The sequence below is a fragment of the Micromonospora sp. NPDC126480 genome (genome assembly GCF_040302465.1).
In the GTDB taxonomy this organism is placed as follows: Bacteria; Actinomycetota; Actinomycetes; order Mycobacteriales; family Micromonosporaceae; genus Micromonospora.
On the sequence record NZ_JBEORU010000028.1, the window covers coordinates 17,088 to 33,632 of the forward strand.

At 74.6% G+C, this 16,545-nt stretch carries 15 protein-coding genes; 7 read left to right on the forward strand and 8 right to left on the reverse strand.

The window, feature by feature from the left end; translation table 11 throughout:
- Positions 1-64 precede the first annotated feature (64 nt).
- The gene (locus tag ABTW87_RS23105; RefSeq protein WP_350653036.1) at positions 65-727 is read right to left on the reverse strand and encodes a C39 family peptidase; all 663 of its coding nucleotides are present in this window, start codon (positions 725-727) and stop codon (positions 65-67) included.
- Positions 728-996: 269 nt separating this feature from the next.
- Positions 997-1,386, reverse strand: a complete 390-nt coding sequence (locus ABTW87_RS23110; protein WP_350653037.1) for a pyridoxamine 5'-phosphate oxidase family protein — start codon at positions 1,384-1,386, stop codon at positions 997-999.
- An 80-nt stretch (positions 1,387-1,466) separates the two neighbouring features.
- Here ABTW87_RS23110 and ABTW87_RS23115 point away from each other — a divergent pair, with 80 nt between their 5' ends.
- Positions 1,467-1,793 (forward strand): YkvA family protein, encoded by a 327-nt coding sequence (locus ABTW87_RS23115; RefSeq protein ID WP_350653038.1) that lies wholly within the window; start codon positions 1,467-1,469, stop codon positions 1,791-1,793.
- Between the two features lie 38 nt (positions 1,794-1,831).
- On the opposite strand, the gene ABTW87_RS23120 is transcribed toward ABTW87_RS23115, so the two are convergent.
- The 5 genes from ABTW87_RS23120 to eccB form a co-directional block, all read right to left on the reverse strand.
- The gene (locus ABTW87_RS23120; RefSeq protein ID WP_350653039.1) at positions 1,832-2,650 is read right to left on the reverse strand and encodes a hypothetical protein; all 819 of its coding nucleotides are present in this window, start codon (positions 2,648-2,650) and stop codon (positions 1,832-1,834) included.
- Positions 2,651-2,814: 164 nt separating this feature from the next.
- On the reverse strand, positions 2,815-3,297 hold the full coding sequence (locus ABTW87_RS23125) for a hypothetical protein (RefSeq protein WP_350653040.1): 483 nt from the start codon (positions 3,295-3,297) through the stop codon (positions 2,815-2,817).
- A 174-nt stretch (positions 3,298-3,471) separates the two neighbouring features.
- The gene (locus tag ABTW87_RS23130; protein ID WP_350653041.1) at positions 3,472-4,806 is read right to left on the reverse strand and encodes a WXG100 family type VII secretion target; all 1,335 of its coding nucleotides are present in this window, start codon (positions 4,804-4,806) and stop codon (positions 3,472-3,474) included.
- On the reverse strand, positions 4,799-5,167 hold the full coding sequence (locus tag ABTW87_RS23135; protein WP_350653042.1) for a hypothetical protein: 369 nt from the start codon (positions 5,165-5,167) through the stop codon (positions 4,799-4,801). The genes ABTW87_RS23130 and ABTW87_RS23135 overlap by 8 nt, the downstream gene beginning before the upstream one ends.
- Positions 5,168-5,263: 96 nt before the next feature.
- On the reverse strand, positions 5,264-6,712 hold the full coding sequence (gene eccB / locus ABTW87_RS23140) for a type VII secretion protein EccB (protein WP_350653043.1): 1,449 nt from the start codon (positions 6,710-6,712) through the stop codon (positions 5,264-5,266).
- 152 nt (positions 6,713-6,864) lie between these two features.
- Between eccB and ABTW87_RS23145 the strand changes: the two genes are divergently transcribed.
- Complete coding sequence (locus ABTW87_RS23145; RefSeq protein WP_350653044.1) at positions 6,865-8,040, forward strand: type VII secretion protein EccE; 1,176 nt, start codon at positions 6,865-6,867, stop codon at positions 8,038-8,040.
- A 24-nt stretch (positions 8,041-8,064) separates the two neighbouring features.
- Here ABTW87_RS23145 and eccD read toward each other — a convergent pair whose 3' ends face one another.
- Entirely contained in the window at positions 8,065-9,462 is a 1,398-nt protein-coding gene (eccD, locus tag ABTW87_RS23150) for a type VII secretion integral membrane protein EccD (RefSeq protein WP_350653045.1), read from the reverse strand.
- Between the two features lie 173 nt (positions 9,463-9,635).
- Here eccD and eccCa point away from each other — a divergent pair, with 173 nt between their 5' ends.
- The 5 genes from eccCa to ABTW87_RS23175 all read left to right on the forward strand — a co-directional run bounded on the left by eccCa (position 9,636) and on the right by ABTW87_RS23175 (position 16,538).
- The gene (eccCa, locus tag ABTW87_RS23155) at positions 9,636-13,601 is read left to right on the forward strand and encodes a type VII secretion protein EccCa (protein WP_350653046.1); all 3,966 of its coding nucleotides are present in this window, start codon (positions 9,636-9,638) and stop codon (positions 13,599-13,601) included.
- A gap of 227 nt (positions 13,602-13,828) precedes the next feature.
- Positions 13,829-14,137, forward strand: a complete 309-nt coding sequence (locus ABTW87_RS23160; RefSeq protein ID WP_350653047.1) for a WXG100 family type VII secretion target — start codon at positions 13,829-13,831, stop codon at positions 14,135-14,137.
- A gap of 29 nt (positions 14,138-14,166) precedes the next feature.
- Positions 14,167-14,445: a WXG100 family type VII secretion target gene (locus tag ABTW87_RS23165; RefSeq protein WP_350653048.1), complete on the forward strand. Its 279-nt coding sequence runs from the start codon at positions 14,167-14,169 to the stop codon at positions 14,443-14,445.
- A gap of 83 nt (positions 14,446-14,528) precedes the next feature.
- Positions 14,529-15,944, forward strand: coding sequence for a S8 family serine peptidase (locus ABTW87_RS23170; RefSeq protein ID WP_350653049.1), 1,416 nt, complete (start codon positions 14,529-14,531; stop codon positions 15,942-15,944).
- Positions 15,945-15,977: 33 nt separating this feature from the next.
- Positions 15,978-16,538, forward strand: a complete 561-nt coding sequence (locus ABTW87_RS23175) for a hypothetical protein (protein ID WP_350653050.1) — start codon at positions 15,978-15,980, stop codon at positions 16,536-16,538.
- Positions 16,539-16,545 lie beyond the last annotated feature (7 nt).

Sequence of the window (16,545 nt, forward strand, 5' to 3'; positions counted from 1 at the left end):
AGAGCCGGCACCGGACATGCCGACGGGCCGGCCTCCCCGGACGGGGAGACCGGCCCGTGAGCGGTCAGGAGGAGTAGCCGCGCTCGGCGATCCAGTTGGCGAGCTTCTCCAGGGTCATCCAGTACTCGGCCTGCGGCGCCGCCGGATCGGCGATCCGGAGGAGGTCACCACCGTCGCGGTAGCCCACCAGCGTCAGGTAGTGGCCGCCCTCGTACGAGTGCGGCGCGCCGTCGGTGTCGACCGCGGTGCCCTTGATGTTGGCCACCACCGGGCGTCCCTCGTCGAGGGCGCGGACGACGTCCTCGCGGAGCCGGTCGACCTCCTCCGGCTTGGCCACCGGGCCCGGGATCTCGGTGGTCCGGTACTTCCCACCGGTCAGCTCGTTGAGCACCCGGGTCGTGTCGAGGGCCGAGTCGGTGCCGGCCTCGGTGGTGCCCAGCCGCTCCGCGACCTCGTCCTGGGAAAGGGCCTTGCCCTGCGCGGACAGGGCGATCCGGGTGGCGGCGGGACCGCAGTAGTAGAAGTTGGGCTGCGCCTGGTACTCGACGCCCACCATGCGCTCGGCCCGCTTGTCGCCTCGGCCCGGCTTGTCGACCTTGTCGGCACGGACCGACATGAGGGGTTCGGTCCGGGCGGCGTGGGCGGCGGCCGCCGGGCCCACGACGCAGCCGCCGGCCACCAGCAGGCAGGCCACCGACAGACCGCTCTTACGCACGATCGGGTTCATGGGTCGGGCTCCATTCGGGGGGTCTGACGCCTCCGGACGATCCGGAGACGGCAAGCACCGGGAAAGGCGCTCGGCTCACGGACTGGACAGCCCGGGGCTCGGCCCGCGGGTGCACTCCGACGGGGCCGGTCCGGTCGGCGTCGTGCCTCCGGTTTCGGCCACCGGGGGATGCAACCGCCGGGGCGGGCAGGGGATTCCGGGGTACGGGTGGCGCTGCTCACCCGCCGGCCTCGCGGGCGAGCGCCGGCCGCCCGGATCCGGTCAGTCGGTCACAGACCGCCCAAGAGACGCGTCACCGTGATCTCGATGACGACCCGGGACGGGTTGGGACGCGGGGTGCGGTAGCGCTCGGCGTACCGGCGCTCCGCCTCGGCGACCGACTCCGGGTCGGACCGGAGGACCGCCCGGCCCTCGATGGTCAGCCACCGCCGCCCGTCGACCTGGCAGACCGCCACCGGGGCGCCGTCGGGGCCGGCGGCCGCGACGTGACGGGCCTTGCGGGAGGTCCCGCTCGTGATGACCCGGGCAACGCCGGCCGCCGGGTCGAGGGTCACCCCCACGGGTACGACGTGCGGCGTCCCGTCGGCGCGCAGCGTGGTCAACGTGGCGAGGTGCCGTTCCCGGCAGAACCGCGCCACCCGCTCGTCACCCAGGTCCACAGTCCCGGTCCTCCTTCCGCCTGCCGGCGATCCTCCCACGCCGTCAAGCGGGGCTGGCCGGCCTGGGTTAGCGTGGCGGTGTGTCGCGGGAGGTCTGGCTGATCCTCGGCGTCGTGGCGGTGGTCACGCTCGTCGGGGCGGTGGTGCTGGCCATCCGGGTGCTCCGCATGCGCCGGCTGCTCGGCAGCCTCGGCGTCGGGGGCCGGGTCGCGTTCTACGGCGCGCTCGTCTACACCGTGCTCCCGGTCGACCTGCTGCCCGACCCGATCTACCTGGACGACATGGCCGTGCTCGCCGGCACGCTGCTCTACCTCGGTCGCCTCGTCCGCCAGCGGCGTTCCACCCCGCTCACCGACGCCGCCCGGCCGACCCCGCCGATCGCGACCCGTCGAGCCGGGGACCGCTAGGCGGGCCCGGCGGCAGGCCAGCCCCGCCGATCCGGCGCTCAGTAGGCCGGGACCGCCGCGCGGCCTCGGGCCGGTGAACCCAACGCCGGCACCGCCGGGATCTCCCGCGTCTGTTCGGTCGCGGGCTCGGCGGCGGCGCCGATCAAGGTCAGCACCGACGGCTGCTCCTCCGGGCGGCGGCCGAGCGCCGCGTACGCCTCCTCGCGCAGGGCGCGCGCCGCCTCCGCGGCCCGCTCGGCCGACCGCCAGGCGGCCTGCTCCCGTTCCCGAGCCGCCCGGTGCCGGGCGGCGAGGTTGTCGCGTACCGCCCGGCGGAGCACCAGCTCCTGCTCGACCGGGTGCAGCCGCGGGTCCCACCCGTCCTGATGGGCGAAGACCGCGCTGAGCTGCTCGACCGACAGTTCCCGCCGCCAGTACGCGGCCAGCGCGGCCCGGTGCAGGAAACGCTCCCGCTCGGCGTACTCGGCCGGTGTCCGCTCGGTACGCGGCAGCGGCAGTGCCGCCGCGCCGCCGAGCCTGCGGACCTCGACCTCCGCCTCCTCGTACGCGGTCCACGCCGACTCGACCGCCTCCTGCGCGGACAGCCACTCGGTACGCAGTCGCCGGGCGGTGGTGGCGGCGCGCTCGGCGGCGACGTTGACCTCCTCCGCGTACCGGTTCAACTCGCGTTCCTCAGCCACCCGTTCCAGGTCGCTCGGCAGGGCTGCCCGGCGGATCCGCAGGCCGGCGTGGAAGGTGGAGCGGCTGGGACGCAGCAGCAGGGCGGCGACGGAGACGGCGACGACGGCGAGCAGCCCCAGCCAGATGGCGGCGGCCCGGGGGACGTCGGGGAGGACGGCGGAGAGAACGGTCTGCATCAGGTGACACCTCGCGGTCGACGGACGGACTCGACGGTGGCCCGGTCGCGGGCGGGAGATTCGTGGGCCGGCATCGGCGGGACAGGTGCGATCGCGCAAGCCGGTGGTCGTCGGCGGGCCGGATCTTGCGGGATCCCCAGGGCACGTGGCACCCGGGGTGCGGATCAGGCCGAGGGCGGGCCGCGCCGGGTCATTGCGCCCGGCCCCGGCTCCGGTGGTGCGGCGCCGTGGGCGGTCGGAGCCGGGACGCCGGCGATCGGCTCGCCGATCGGCTCGACGATCGGCTCGACGACGAGCGGAGCCCCGGCCACGGTCTCACGCGCGGCGGATGCGGACGCGGTCCCGAGCGACGGGCGGACCGGTTGCGGCACCGCCACGACGGCGACCGTGGGGTGCGGCGCGATCAGGGCCCGGTCCGTGCGGTGTTGCGGCGGGGTCGGCGCGGTGACCGGCGACACGGCCGCGTCGACGACATGGGAGGCGACCGTCTCGTGGGCCGTCGAGGCGGCGGCCGGAGGCGGGGCCACCGAGGCGGCGGCGCCGAGCCCGGTGGTGAGCGCCAGGACGGCCACCGCCAGCCGGGTCATCTCGCGCAACGATCGCAGCACGGCACCCCAGAGCGGGTGGGCGGACGCGGCGGACGGCACCCGCCAAACCTATCTCCGGATCGCGTCGAATGCAGGCGGCCGGGGCCTCGGATGGGGTGACCGGCACCACCTGTCCACTGTGTTCGGAGGTGCCCGGCCTCCGGGTCGGCAAGGGGAGTTGCCGGCCGACGAAGGGGGACCACCCCGCGGTGGCCCCCTTCCCGTGGATCCGGGTCAGCTGCCGAGCACCGGCGGCGCGCCCTCCGGGCCGTCCGACCAGACCATCTCGTCCTCGGTCAGCCAGGTGAGCCGCCCGTCGGACGGGTCGTCGTCACCGCCGTGCCCCGCGCCGAGCACTCCGGCACGGTTGGCGCCGGCAGCACGGTCCGTACGGCCGAGGCCCCCGATCGCGCGGTCCCCCGGTGCGCCGCGGCCGGCCGGCGGCCCTTGGCGCAGGCCGCCGGTGTCCCGGCCGGCTCCCTCGCTGCGACGGCCGTCGATGCTGCGCCCGACACCGGTCGCAGATCGCGTCTCCGGTGCGGCCGTGCCGCCCGTGGGCCGTGCCGCCGTGGGGGCGGTGCCGCTGGAGCCCGCGAGCGAGCCGGTGCCGAGGATCCCGCCGGCCGGCGTGCCACCCGGGACGCCGAAGGTGAGGCCGGGACCGGTGCCGGGCGTGGCCGGCGGGGTGCCGCCCGGGCGGCCGAGCGCGGCGAGGCCGGCGGTGGCGCCGCCCAGCAGTGCCCCGCCGACCAGCGGATCGGCGCCGGCCAGCGAGGTTCCGCCGCCGGTGCCGGTCGCGGGCACGGTGCCGAGCGGACCGGTGCCCGACGTGCCGGAGCCGGTCGGGGTGCCGCCGCCGGTGCCGGCGGCGGGGCCGGTCGACGCCCGCTCAGGAGTCCCCACGGTCGCCCCACCGGTCTGGGCGGCGAGCCCCGTCGACGTCGGCGCGGCCGTAGGCGTGCCGACCGCCGGGCCGCTGCGCGGCGCCGGTGCGCTGCCGTCGACGGTGCCCGGCGTGTCCGGCGGCGGCGGCACCGGCGGGACCAGTCGCCCGTAGGCGGACAGGTCGTAGCCGGCGGCCAGCTCGGAGACCACGTTGACCATCCGCTGGTGCGCCTTCTCCTGCTCGGCCTTGTCCTGCTGGTGGCCGAGCAGGCCGCCGACGACCATGCCGGGAACGCCGAAGATGGCGCCCTTGGCCGCCCCGGAGACCGCCTGGTCGTGGTCGTCGGTCTCGGCCGGGCTCTCCGCCTGCTCGCGGGCGGTGCGCAGGTGGTCGGCCATCAGGGTCAGCCCGCGGCCGACGTCGGCCATCCCCTCGCCCAGCGACTCCGCCCACGAGGTCACCAGACCGACCCGGCGCTGGAACTCCTGGCCCGCCGCACCCGTCCAGGTGTTGGCGAGCTTCTCCAGGTCGCCGGAGAGCTCGCGGCGCAGGTCCTCGACGATGCCCTTGAGCGCCGTCCACTGTGCCGCTACACCGTCGATCTGACCGGGCTGGCCGGCCATCACGCCGTTGTAGAGCTCCTCGTGACTCACGCCCTCGTAGCGCTGGCTGTATTCAGACACGCGGCGACTCCTCCCCGGTCAGCGCCTCGTCGACCCCGGTCAGCGCGGCGGCGATGTCGGCGGCGTTGGCCTGGTTGCGCGCCTCGGCCGTGCGGTAGCGGGCGAGGATGGTGGCGGTCGCGGTCTGCGCCGCCTCGACGGCGGTGCGCAGCCGGGCGACGTGCTGGGAGTAGGCCAGGTGGATGTCGCTGTACTTCCGGGCGTTGTCGGTGGCGTCGGCGAAGCTTCCCAGAGCCGGCGGTCGGCACTGCATCTCCGTGTCGAGCTTGCGCACCGCCCGCTCCGCCTCGGCCAGCCGGTCGGCGAGCTTGCGGTGAAAGTCCTCAAGGGACATCAGGTCGACTGTCGTGCGCCCCGTCATGGCAGCATCCCTGTACGTCGTGAGTCGATAACCGTTGGCAACGCTCAGATTAGTCGACCCGGGCGACACCGGGCGACCCGCCGACCGGCCGGAGCCTCAATCGCCGGCCGACGATCCAGTCGCGGTCGTGGCCCGGGGCTCACCCGGCGCGAAGCGGGTCAGCGCGTCCTCGCGGTCGAGGGTGGGACCGGTCGGGATCAGAGCCAGCAACGACGCCGGAACCACAAGTGGGGTCACCCCCTCGTAGCCGAGCGCGGTGAGCGCGCCGGGGCCGAGCGGGTGCCGGATCCCCTGTGCGGTGACGAGGTGGACGGTCGCGCCGGCCGCGGCCGTACCGCTCTCCCCGGAGCCGGTCGCGGCCTGGACCAACACCCCCTTGCCGCCGGGAAGCAGCACCGCCTCGGCGGTGCGCAGGCCGTCGCGGCCGGACTGGCGGACCGGCAGCGGCCCCTGCGGCCCGGCGGACAGCTCGGCCGGTGCCCGGTCGAACACCTCGATCGTGGTCGTGGGCGGCCCGCCGTCCGGGCCCGCACGGTAGGTCGCGCAGAGCACCGTTCGCCCCGCCGCCACCGGGTGCAGGGTCGGCAGCGTCTGCGGCAGGCCCTCGGCCTCGACCCGCTGGTCGGTCAGTAACCGGCCGGCCTCGTCCGGTGTGATGTCCGTCACCGAACCACCGGTCCGGAGCAGCAACAGGGCGCTCACCTCGCCGATCGAGGCGAGGCCCTCCCGGGTGAGGACGTAGTGCCGGCCCGCCGCCCGGTAGACCTGGCCGATCCGGGCCCGTTCGCCGCCGACCTCGACGTCGCCCCGCTCGTCGTCACCGGAGATGGCGGGCTCCCGCAACGCCGGCCCGGCCGGCACCGCGTTGAGCAGCTGCTGGCCGACCGTGAGCGTCGGCGCGCCCGCCATCCGCAGCGCCGCGACCGCCGGGTCGCCGCCGAGCAGCTGCAGGCGGGCGTCCCCGGTGAGCAGATGCCGCTGGCCGTCCACCTGCACCAGCACCGCCCGGTCGCCCAGGGCGGTACCGCCCGGCAGCGCCCGGTCGACCACCAGCCGTGTGGTGGAGCGCCCGGAACCGGACTGGTCCGGCACGTCGCAGACCGACCACGGCAGGCCGGTGAGGGACTTCCGGTCGGGCAGGGCGTCCGGAGCGCCGACGATGCCCACGGTCCCACCGCGGGGACGGTCCCGGATCGAGGCCTGCGACATCGTCCGGACCTCGGGGTCGGCCTCGCCGAGGATCAGCCGGGCGGAGGCGTAGTTGAGCGTGGGGTGCAGCTGGCCGTCCAGGAAGACGTACGTGGCCCCGGTCTCCCGCTCGATCACCAGGGTGTTCGGTTCGAGCGGGGCGGTGTTGCCGGTGAACTGCCCGTACGCGCCGACGCCGCCGAGCACCACCGCCGCGGCGATCACACTGCCGAACACCGCCATGCCGAGCCGCCGCATCGGCAGGTTGCTCGTCTCCGGGTCGCCCGACATCAGGGCCGAGACGATGCGGCGGGTGACGAAGCGGTACGCCTGCACCTGGTCACGGCGGGTCCGCATGGCTAACCTCCGGCGGGGGTGGGTCCGCGACGATCAGGTCCGAGTCGGCGCCGCGGGCTTCCCTACGATAAGGGGCCGGCGGTGGGCCTCCGGGACCCCCGCCCGCGCCGGCGACGACCCCGCCGCGCACCGTCCAGGAAGGACTCCCACCGATGACGCAGGTTCAGGCGCCACCGGGCCCGCCGCCGACCGCACCCCGGGCGGTCCGGCCGATCCCCGCGCCGGCCGGTTCCGCCTCGCGGCGGGGTCGGCTGGGCGCCGTGACGGTCGGTCAGCTCGTCGTACTGGAGCTGTGCGTCCTCGCGGTCGCCGCGGCGCTGGGCGGGCCGTCCTGGCTCGCGGCCGGCGTCGCCGCGCTCGCGATGGTGGTGGTGCTCGCGGTGTTCGCCCGGTGGGGCGGTCGCTGGTGGTACGAGGACCTGCTGCTGCGCCGACGCCTGCGCCGGCGCGCCGAGCGGGCGCGTGGCAGCGTCGCGGCGGGCACCGCGCTGGACCCGCGACTCGCGCCGCTGGCGCCGGAGCTGTCCGTGGTCGAGCTGACCGACCGGGGTACGCGGCTGGGCGTCGGTCAGGACGCCCAGGGCTGGTTCGCCGCGGTCGCGGTGCAGGGCCGGCCGGGCCCGGGTCCCGTCGAGTCGTCAGTGGTCGACCGGGTGATCCGGGTGCTCACCGAGTTCAGCGGCCCGGTCACCCGGGCGCAGGTGGTCGCGCACACCCTGGTCTGGTATCCGGCGCCGGGCGCGCCGCCGGCCGCCCACCGTACGGTCTGGGTGGCGCTGCGGTTGTCCGTGCGCGACGCGCGGGTGGAGTCGGTCAGCCGCGGCGGCGGCATGCCGGGCGTGCACCGCACCCTGTCGGCGGGGATCAGCCGGCTGGGCAAGGCGCTGACCACCGCCGGCCTCGCCCACCGCCCGCTCGGCCGCGACGAACTGCGCGCCGCGGTGGTCTCGGCAGCCGGGCTGGACCTGGCGCCCGCGCCACCCACGGAGACGTGGACGGGGCTGCGCGGGGGCGGCTGGACGCAGCGCTGCCTGACCCTGCGGGCCCGCACCGAGGCGCCGTTCGCCGCCCTGGTCGACGGTGTCACGGCGACCTCCGCGCCGTCGCACACCTTCGCCGTCGGGGTGCTGCCCGGCGGGCGGGTGGCGGCGCCGCTGCTCCGCGTCGCGGCGCTGGACAACCACGTCGAGGCGCTGGTCAAGGTGGTCCGGGACGTCGCCCGCAAGTGCGGCGCGCCGGCCCGCCCGGTGGACGGTCAGCACGCGCCCGGCGTCTACGCCACCACCCCGGTGGCCGCCGTCGCCGACACCCTCACCCCACCTGCCTAGCCCCGGTGCTCTTGGCGCGTGGGGTCACGGGCGGAGGTTGACTATCCAGCCGTACAGGCCGACCACCCAGACGGCCAGCGGCACCAGCGAGATGATCAGCAGGATCTCGACGATGTCCAGCAACCGGCCCCAGACCGGGGAGATCCGCTTGCCGGCCACGGTCAGGCCGTAGATCAGGCTCACCACCGCCGCGAGCACCAGGCCGCCGAGGATCAGGCCGAGGCGCAGTGCGGTGGAGCCGCCCGCGAAGGCGGCGGCCGCCGTCAGGCCGAGCCCGGCGGTGCCGGCGAACAGCACCGGCGTCCGCTGCGCGCGCCCGAGGAACGGCCGGGCCCGCAGCATCGACAGCAGGGCCAGGACGAGGCACAGCAGTACGGCCGACAGCCGTCCGTCCAACGCGAGCACGACCTGGGCGCCGAGCACCAGCAGCGACACCGTCCACACCAGACCGGTCAGGAACTCGTCGGCCAGTTCGCTGAGCTGGAGAACCCGCCGCCCGTCCACCGACTCGCTGTCGGTCTTGAGGTCCTCCGGCCCGGTGGGAATGGACGGCACCGGCAGCCTGGCCAGCCGGTACGCGGCCATCGGCAGCGCCGGGACGGCGCCGAACGCCACGGCGGCCACCACCGCCGCGGCGGCTGCCGGTCCGATGCCGAACCCGAGGCTGAGCAGGGCGCCGACCGCCGTGGCCGCGCCAACCGCGACCGCGCCGAAGAAGACCGGGAGCCGGTCGCCGACCGCCAGCACCGCCACCGCCGCGCCGACCACCACCGCGGTGGCGGCGAGCAGCACGTGCGGCGCCGCCAGTTCGGTGAGCGTCCGGTCACCGGCGAGCAGCAGCAGGCCGCCGACGGCCGCGTACCCCAGCCCGGCCAGCGCCAGCGCGGACCCGGTGGCGCTGTCGGCGGCGGCCCGGGACAGCACCGCGGCGCCGACCAGCAGCGCGACGGCGACGAGCAGCGCGGCCACCGCGCCGGGGAGCTGCGGCGGGCCGGTGAAGAGCGCCGCCAACGCGCCGCCCCCGAGCGCCGCCGCCGCGAAGAGCACCGCGTACGCCCGGGTCGTGCCGACCTGCCAGGCGCCGGGGCGCTGGTTGGTGGCGGTCGCCACCGCGTCCACCACGTCATCGAAGACGATCTCCGGTGCGGAGGCGCTGCGCGGGTTGAAGTAGAGCACCTCGCCGTCGCGGATGCCGAGCTGCGCGGGGGTGCGACCGCCGTCGAGAGGCGACCCGCCGAGCCGCGCCAGGCTCCAGCCGCCGTGCCGGACGCCCTCGTCCGCCAGGTCCTCGCCGGCGTAGCGGAGCAGGGTCGGCAACAGGTCGGCCAGGGGTACGTCGGACGGCAGCGCGAGGTCCATCCGGGTGCGTGGCGCCACGATGGTGATCCGGCTCAACCCACCGGTCGCCGTCTTCGTCGCCACAGTGGCCTCCTCGCTCGTCCTCCGGCCCGGACGGGACCGCCCCGCGCGGGTCTCCGACGCCCACGGGAGATTACCTACGATGGCGGGCGCGTACGATGCCCACCCGACGACCCGGGCCACCCGCGCGATCGTCTCAGGGGGGACGCGATCGTCTCAGGGGGAGGAGACAAGCCGTGAGCACGGTGGTGTTCCGCCGACCGCCACGCCAGCCGGGCCCGGCCCTGCCACGGGGCGAGGTCCTGCTGGAGTCGCCTCCGGAGCTGCCGGAGCCGACGCCACGCGGGATGGGTCAGCTGCTGATGATCCTGCCGATGGTCTGCGGGGTCGGCGCGATGGCCTTCCTCTACGCCGGGCGCGGCGGCGGCATGATGACGTACGTCGCCGGCGGCCTCTTCGGCGTCTCGATGCTGGGCATGGCGATCGGCTCGCTCGCGTCCTCCGGCGGCAACGACAAGGCCGAGCTGAACGCCGACCGGCGCGACTTCATGCGCTACCTGGCGCAGATGCGCAAGCGCACCCGGCGCGCGGCCGAGCAGCAGCGGGCGGCGATGGCGTGGCGCCACCCCGAGCCGGACGCCCTCTGGTCGATCGCCGCCTCGCGTCGCCTGTGGGAACGGCGGATCACCGAGGACGACTTCGGCGAGACCCGGATCGCCACCGGGCCGCAGCGCCTCGCCGTGGAGATCGTCCCGCCGGAGACCAAGCCGGTCGAGGACCTGGAGCCGATGAGCGCGATCGCGCTGCGGCGTTTCGTCCGGGCCCACTCGACCGTGCCGGACCTGCCGACCGCCCTGTCGGTGCGCGCGTTCAGCCGGGTCGTGCTGCGCGGCGACCGGGAGCCGGTGCTGGACCTGACCCGGGCGGCCCTGGGCCAGCTGGCCACGTTCCACGCACCGGACGACCTGGTGGTCGCGGTGGTCGCCGCACCGGACCGGCAGGGCGCCTGGGACTGGGTGAAGTGGCTGCCGCACGCGCACCACAGTGGACGCAGCGACGCGGCCGGTGCGCGACGGCTGGTCTTCGCCAGCCTCGCCGAGGCGGAGGAGGCGCTCGCCGGCGAGCTGGCCGGCCGGCCCCGCTTCGCGCCCGAGGCGAAGCCGCTGACCACGATGCCGCACCTGGTCGTCGTGGTCGACGGCGGTGAGGTGGCGGCGACCTGCCAGCTGATGGGGGTGGGGCTGCTCGGCGCCACGCTTGTCGACCTCTCCGGCGCCGTGCCCCGGGACGCCGGCCGGTGGCTGCTCTGCCTGGACGCGGGCGACGGCAGTTCCCTGGAGCTGGTCCGCGGCACCACGTCGTCCCGGCTCGGCACGCCGGACCGGCTCAGCGCCGCCGCCGCCGAAGGGCTGGCCCGGCAGCTGGCCCCGTACCGGCTCTCCCAGCAGCAGGCGACGGCGGACGAGCCGCTGGCCCGCAGCATGGAGCTGCCCGACCTGCTCGGGGTCGGCGACGCCGCGACGCTGGACGTCCGCCAGACCTGGCAGCCGCGCGGCCACCGGGACCGACTGCGGATCCCGCTCGGCGTCGGTCCCGACGGCAACGTGGTGGAACTGGACTTCAAGGAGTCCGCGCACGAGGGCATGGGCCCGCACGGCCTGGTGATCGGCGCGACCGGTTCCGGCAAGAGCGAGCTGCTGCGGACCATCGTCGGCGCGCTGGCGGTCACCCACTCCTCCGAGGAACTCAACTTCGTCCTTGTCGACTTCAAGGGTGGCGCCACCTTCGCCTCGCTGGAGGCGCTGCCGCACACCAGCGCGGTCATCACCAACCTGGCCGACGAGCTGCCGCTGGTCGACCGCATGAAGGACGCGCTCGCCGGTGAGATGACCCGCCGGCAGGAGGTGCTGCGCGCGGCCGGCAACTACGTCTCCCGGTACGACTACGAGAAGGCCCGGTCGGCCGGCGAAGCGCTGGAGCCGATGCCGAGTCTGCTCATCATCTGCGACGAGTTCAGCGAGCTGCTCGCCGCGAAGCCCGACTTCATCGACCTCTTCGTGATGATCGGCCGGCTGGGCCGCTCGCTGGGCGTGCACCTGCTGCTGGCCAGCCAGCGGCTCGAGGAGGGCAAGCTGCGCGGCCTGGACACGCACCTGTCGTACCGGATCGGTCTGCGTACCTTCTCCGCAGTGGAGAGCCGGATCGTCCTCGGCGTTCCGGACGCGTACGAGCTGCCGAACGCACCGGGCCACGGTTACCTGAAGACCGACACCAGCACCATGCTCCGGTTCCGGGCGGCGTACGTCTCCGGCCCGTACCGGGCTCCGGGGCAGCTCGCCGCGGCCTCACAGGCGATGGTGCAGCGGCGCGTCGTGCCGTACGGGGTGGACTACCTGCCGGTGCTGGATCCGCAGGTGCCGGTGCCGGCCGCACCCGAGCCGGAGCAGCCGGCCGAGGGCAAGGCCGTGGCGATGCTCGACGTGCTCATCGACCGGATCAAGGGGCAGGGCCGGCCGGCGCACCAGGTCTGGCTGCCGCCGCTGGCCGATCCGCCCGGCCTGGGTGAGCTGCTGCCGGCGCTCAGCGTCCACCCGACGTTCGGGCTCTGCACGGCGAACTGGGGCGGCCGGGGCCAGCTCACCGTCCCGGTCGGCGTGGTGGACCGGCCGTACGAGCAGCGCCGCGACCCGATGCTCGTGGAGCTGGCCGGCGCCGGCGGCAACGTGGTGATCGTGGGGGCGTCGCTGAGCGGCAAGAGCACGATGCTGCGTTCGCTGCTGGCCTCCCTCGCGCTGACCCACACCCCGCGTGAGGCGCAGTTCTTCTGCCTGGACTTCGGCGGCGGCGCACTGCGCAGCCTGGAGGGGCTACCGCACACGGCCGGCGTCGCGGGCCGGCGGGACACCGAGGCGGTCCGGCGGACCGTGGCGGAGGTCGTCGCCGTGCTCGACGACCGGGAGATCCGGTTCGCCCAGCACGGCATCGACTCGGTGGCCAGCTACCGGCGCCGCCGGGCGGCCGGCGAGTTCGCCGACGACCCGTTCGGCGACGTCTTCCTCGTGGTCGACGGCTGGAACACGCTGCGCCAGGAGTACGAGGAGCTGGAGCAGACGATCACCAACCTGGCCAACCGCGGCCTGGGTTTCGGCGTACACGTGATCCTGACCGCGGTGCGGTGGGCGGAGATCCGGATCAACATGCGGGACCTGCTCGGCACGAAGCTGGAGCTGCGGCTCGGTGACCCGAACGAGTCGGAGATCGACCGGCGCGCGGCGGCGAACGTCCCGACCGGCTCGCCCGGGCGCGGTCTCACCCGGGACAAGCTGCACTTCCTCACCGCGATCTCGCGGATCGACGGTCGCCGCGACATCGAGGACCTGACCGAGGCGTCGGTCGCCCTGGCCAAGCACGTCGCCTCGTCCTGGCCCGGCCGGCCGGCGCCGAAGGTGCGCCTGTTGCCGCGCAAGCTGCCCGTCGCCGAGCTGGCGCGGATCATCGACCGCTCCGCTCCGGGGCTGCCGATCGGTGTCAACGAGGCGGCGCTCGCCCCGGTCTACCTGGACCTGGCCAACGAGCCGCACCTGACCGTCTTCGGTGACGCCGAGTGCGGCAAGACGAACCTGCTGCGGCTGATCGCCCGGGGCATCACCGAGCGGTACACCCCGGCCCAGGCCCGGCTGGTCATCGCCGACTACCGGCGTGGGCTGCTCGGCGCGGTCGAGGGGGACCACCTGCTCGACTACGCGCCGTCCAACCAGCTGTTCGCGCAGGGCCTGGCCTCGATCCGCAGCGCCCTGTCGAACCGGCTGCCCGGGCCGGACGTGACCACCGCCCAGCTCCGCGACCGCAGTTGGTGGAAGGGCCCGGACCTCTACATCCTGGTGGACGACTACGACCTGGTCGCCTCGGGCGGCAACAACCCGCTCAGCGCGCTGCACGAGCTGCTGCCGCAGGCGCGCGACATCGGCCTGCACCTGATCGTGACGCGGCGGGTCGGTGGTGTGGCCCGGGCGCTGTACGAGCCGGTGCTGCAACGGCTGCGTGAGCTGGACTCCCCGGGCCTGTTGATGTCCGGCAGCCGGGAGGAGGGCGCGGTCTTCGGCACCCTGCGGCCGAGCCCGCAACCGCCCGGCCGCGGCACCCTGGTCCGGCGGCGCGACGGCCAGCAGCTCATCCAGACCGCCTGGTCGGAGCCGGGATGAGGTAAGGTCCACGATGGACGGTGACGGTCGTGGATGTGTTCGCGGTCCGACGCGACAGGCCACGACCGGATCACAGTCCGTAATATTGGGGCCCGTAGGGGGCTGCGCCGCGTTGTGCGGGTCCGCTACGGTCTCCTGAGGAGAGTGTCCGTCGGTGGGGTGTGTGCCTTGCCGCGGGGGAGGGCGCGGCAGATCCGCCGCCACGAGAAGACGGAGGGGTGTGAAGCATGGCGTTCGAGGTCGAGGCAGCGACTCTACATACCGCCGCGAGTGACGTGCGGTCCACGCGCAGCGAGGTCGACGGCGAGCTGAAGAAGCTGTGGAACGTGGTCGACGACCTGGCCATCGCCTGGAAGGGGCAGGCGTCCACCGGGTTCCAGACGCTCATGCAGAACTGGAACACCAACACCGCCAAGCTGCTGACGGCGATGGACAACATCGCCGACCTGCTCGACAAGTCGGGCACGACGCACCAGGTCAACGACGAAGAGCAGCAGCAGATGCTGGACAAGTTCCACTCTGCTCTCAACCCGTGATCCGACGAGACGAGCAGGGGGAGGACTAGATGAGCATCAAGGTCGATTACGCGGCCCTCGAGAACGCCAACCAGCAGATGCAGACCATCTCGCGCACCATCGACGAGAAGCTGGACACGCTGCGCTCCATGCTGTCCAAGCTCCAGTGGGACGGTCAGGACCGGGCCGCGTACGAGCAGCACCAGGCCCAGTGGGACTCGGCCGTGCGCGACATCAACCGCATCCTGAACGAGATCGGTGGCGCCGTGGGCATCGCCCGCGAGAACTACGTCAGCACCGAGATGAGCAACGCCAAGGTGTGGGGCTGACTCGAACGTCGACGCGGCTCCGGTCCGGCCAGACCGGGCCGGAGCCGCGCCGTGTTCGGGGTTGGACGGGTCCTGGGGGAGTCATGCGTACGGGGAAGCACCTGCGGCTGTTGCCGGCCGCCGCCGCTGCCGTGGTGGCACTGGTCGCCGCGGCCGGCCCGGTGGTCGTGCCCGCGCCCGTCCAGGCCGCCGACACCGTCCGCGGTCTCCAGTGGTATCTCGACACGCTCAGGATCCCGCAGGTGCACAAGATCACCAAGGGTCGCGGCGTGGTCGTCGCCGTCGTCGACTCCGGCGTCGACACCACCGTTCCCGAACTGCGCGGGCAGGTCCTCCCCGGTAAGGGCATCGGGTCGGGCGTGGCGCCGGACGGCCGGCGTGACGTCGACCAGGAGAAGGGGCACGGCACCGCCATGTCCGGGCTCATCGCCGGGCGCGGCGGCGGTCAGATGCGGCACCTCGGCATCGCGCCGGAGGCCCGCATCCTCCCGGTCGCGCTCCAGCGGGGCTACCGGTCGGAGCACATCGCCGAGGGCATCAGGTGGGCGGCGGACAACGGCGCCGACGTGATCAACCTCTCCCTCGGCAGCGACGGCCCACCCTCCAAGGCGGAGACGGACGCCGTCCGGTACGCGCTCGCCAAGGACGTCGTCCTCGTCGGATCGGTGGGCAACCGGAAGCAGGGCGTACGCGACGTGGTGAGCCCGGCCCGGATCCCCGGTGTGATCGCGGTGACCGGCCTGAGCAAGCGGGGCAGCGCCTTCGCGGAGAGCGTGCACGGGCCGGAGGCCGTGCTGGCCGCGCCGATGGAGGACATCATCTCCCCGGCACCGCGGTCGGTCTCCCGGAACGGGTACGCGATCAGCAGCGGCACCAGCGACTCGGCCGCCATCGTCTCCGGCGTGGTGGCCCTGCTGCGGTCGCGGTACCCGGATCTCGACGCGGCCAACGTGGTCAACCGGATCATCCGCACCGCACGCGACCAGGGCCCCGCGGGCCGGGACAGCCAGTACGGTTTCGGGTCGGTCGACCCGCTCGCCGCGCTGACCCGTTCGGTGCCGGCGGTGCGCGCCAACCCGCTGGTCACCGCCGCCGACACCGCCTCCGCCGAGCCCTCGCGTGGTGCTCAGGCCCGGGAGGACGACGGGCCGGCCGTCGCGATCACCATGAAGAAGGGTCCGGGCGCCTGGATCGCCGGCGCGTTCTGCCTGGCCGTGCCGATCGGCGTCGTGGTCCTGGTGATCGTGCTGGTCCGGCGCTCGCGCCGCCGCCCGCCGGCCGCCGGCCCGCCCGGCTTCCCGGCTCCCGGCGCGCCCGGCTATCCGCCCACGCCGCCCGGTTACCCGGCTGCGCCGCCCGGCTATCCGCCCGCGCCGCCTGGTCACCCGCCCGCGCCGCCCGGCTATCCGGCTGCGCCGCCCGGTCATCCGCCCGCGCAGTCCGCGGTGCCGGGCGCGCCACCGCCACCTCCGCCCGCTCCCGGCGGGCACCAGCAGTAGGCCAGCATCCCAGTCGGCTAGGGGGAGGAACCGATGACGGAGGACCGGACCGGATCGCCGGACAGGACCGAGATCCCGGACGAGATCCGCTTGGACAACCCGATACCCGTGCCCATGACGCCGCTGGTGCCGACCATGCACCTGGACGGCGTCACGATGGACAACGTCAACCGGGCGGAGCGACCGACCGCCCTGATGCCGGGGGCGAACGAGGCGGGCGCGCAGACGGAGTGGGACGCGTCCAGCCTGGACGAGGCGATCCGCTGGCTGGAGTCGCACGCCGACTTCCTGCACAAGCAGTCGTACAAGATGGTGGAGATCCAGGACACGATGGGCGGCTCGGCCGCGCCGGGTGTGCCGGGCCAGACGAGTCCGCTCGGCACGTTCCCCCGCGCGCAGGACCTGGCCACCAAGCACTCCTCCCTCTTCACCAGCACGCAGCAGGGCGTGCGGAAGCTGGCCGAGGACCTGTACCAGGCGGCGAACGCGCTGCGCGAGGTCAAGGAGAACTACGAGACGGCGGAGCGCGCCAACGCGATGACCGCCGCCGAGATGAACCGCATCTTCGCCGACGCGTCCAACGAGCCGGCCTGAACGGGGA

Bases quoted from the DNA above. Each gene is read 5' to 3' on its own strand.
- ABTW87_RS23175 (WP_350653050.1), top strand. From the start codon at position 15,978: ATGACGGAGGACCGGACCGGATCGCCGGACAGGACCGAGATCCCGGAC.
- ABTW87_RS23160 (WP_350653047.1), top strand. From the start codon at position 13,829: ATGGCGTTCGAGGTCGAGGCAGCGACTCTACATACCGCCGCGAGTGAC.
- ABTW87_RS23145 (WP_350653044.1), top strand. From the start codon at position 6,865: ATGACGCAGGTTCAGGCGCCACCGGGCCCGCCGCCGACCGCACCCCGG.
- ABTW87_RS23105 (WP_350653036.1), bottom strand. From the start codon at position 727: ATGAACCCGATCGTGCGTAAGAGCGGTCTGTCGGTGGCCTGCCTGCTG.
- ABTW87_RS23120 (WP_350653039.1), bottom strand. From the start codon at position 2,650: ATGCAGACCGTTCTCTCCGCCGTCCTCCCCGACGTCCCCCGGGCCGCC.
- ABTW87_RS23165 (WP_350653048.1), top strand. From the start codon at position 14,167: ATGAGCATCAAGGTCGATTACGCGGCCCTCGAGAACGCCAACCAGCAG.
- ABTW87_RS23135 (WP_350653042.1), bottom strand. From the start codon at position 5,167: ATGACGGGGCGCACGACAGTCGACCTGATGTCCCTTGAGGACTTTCAC.
- eccB (WP_350653043.1), bottom strand. From the start codon at position 6,712: ATGCGGACCCGCCGTGACCAGGTGCAGGCGTACCGCTTCGTCACCCGC.
- ABTW87_RS23170 (WP_350653049.1), top strand. From the start codon at position 14,529: ATGCGTACGGGGAAGCACCTGCGGCTGTTGCCGGCCGCCGCCGCTGCC.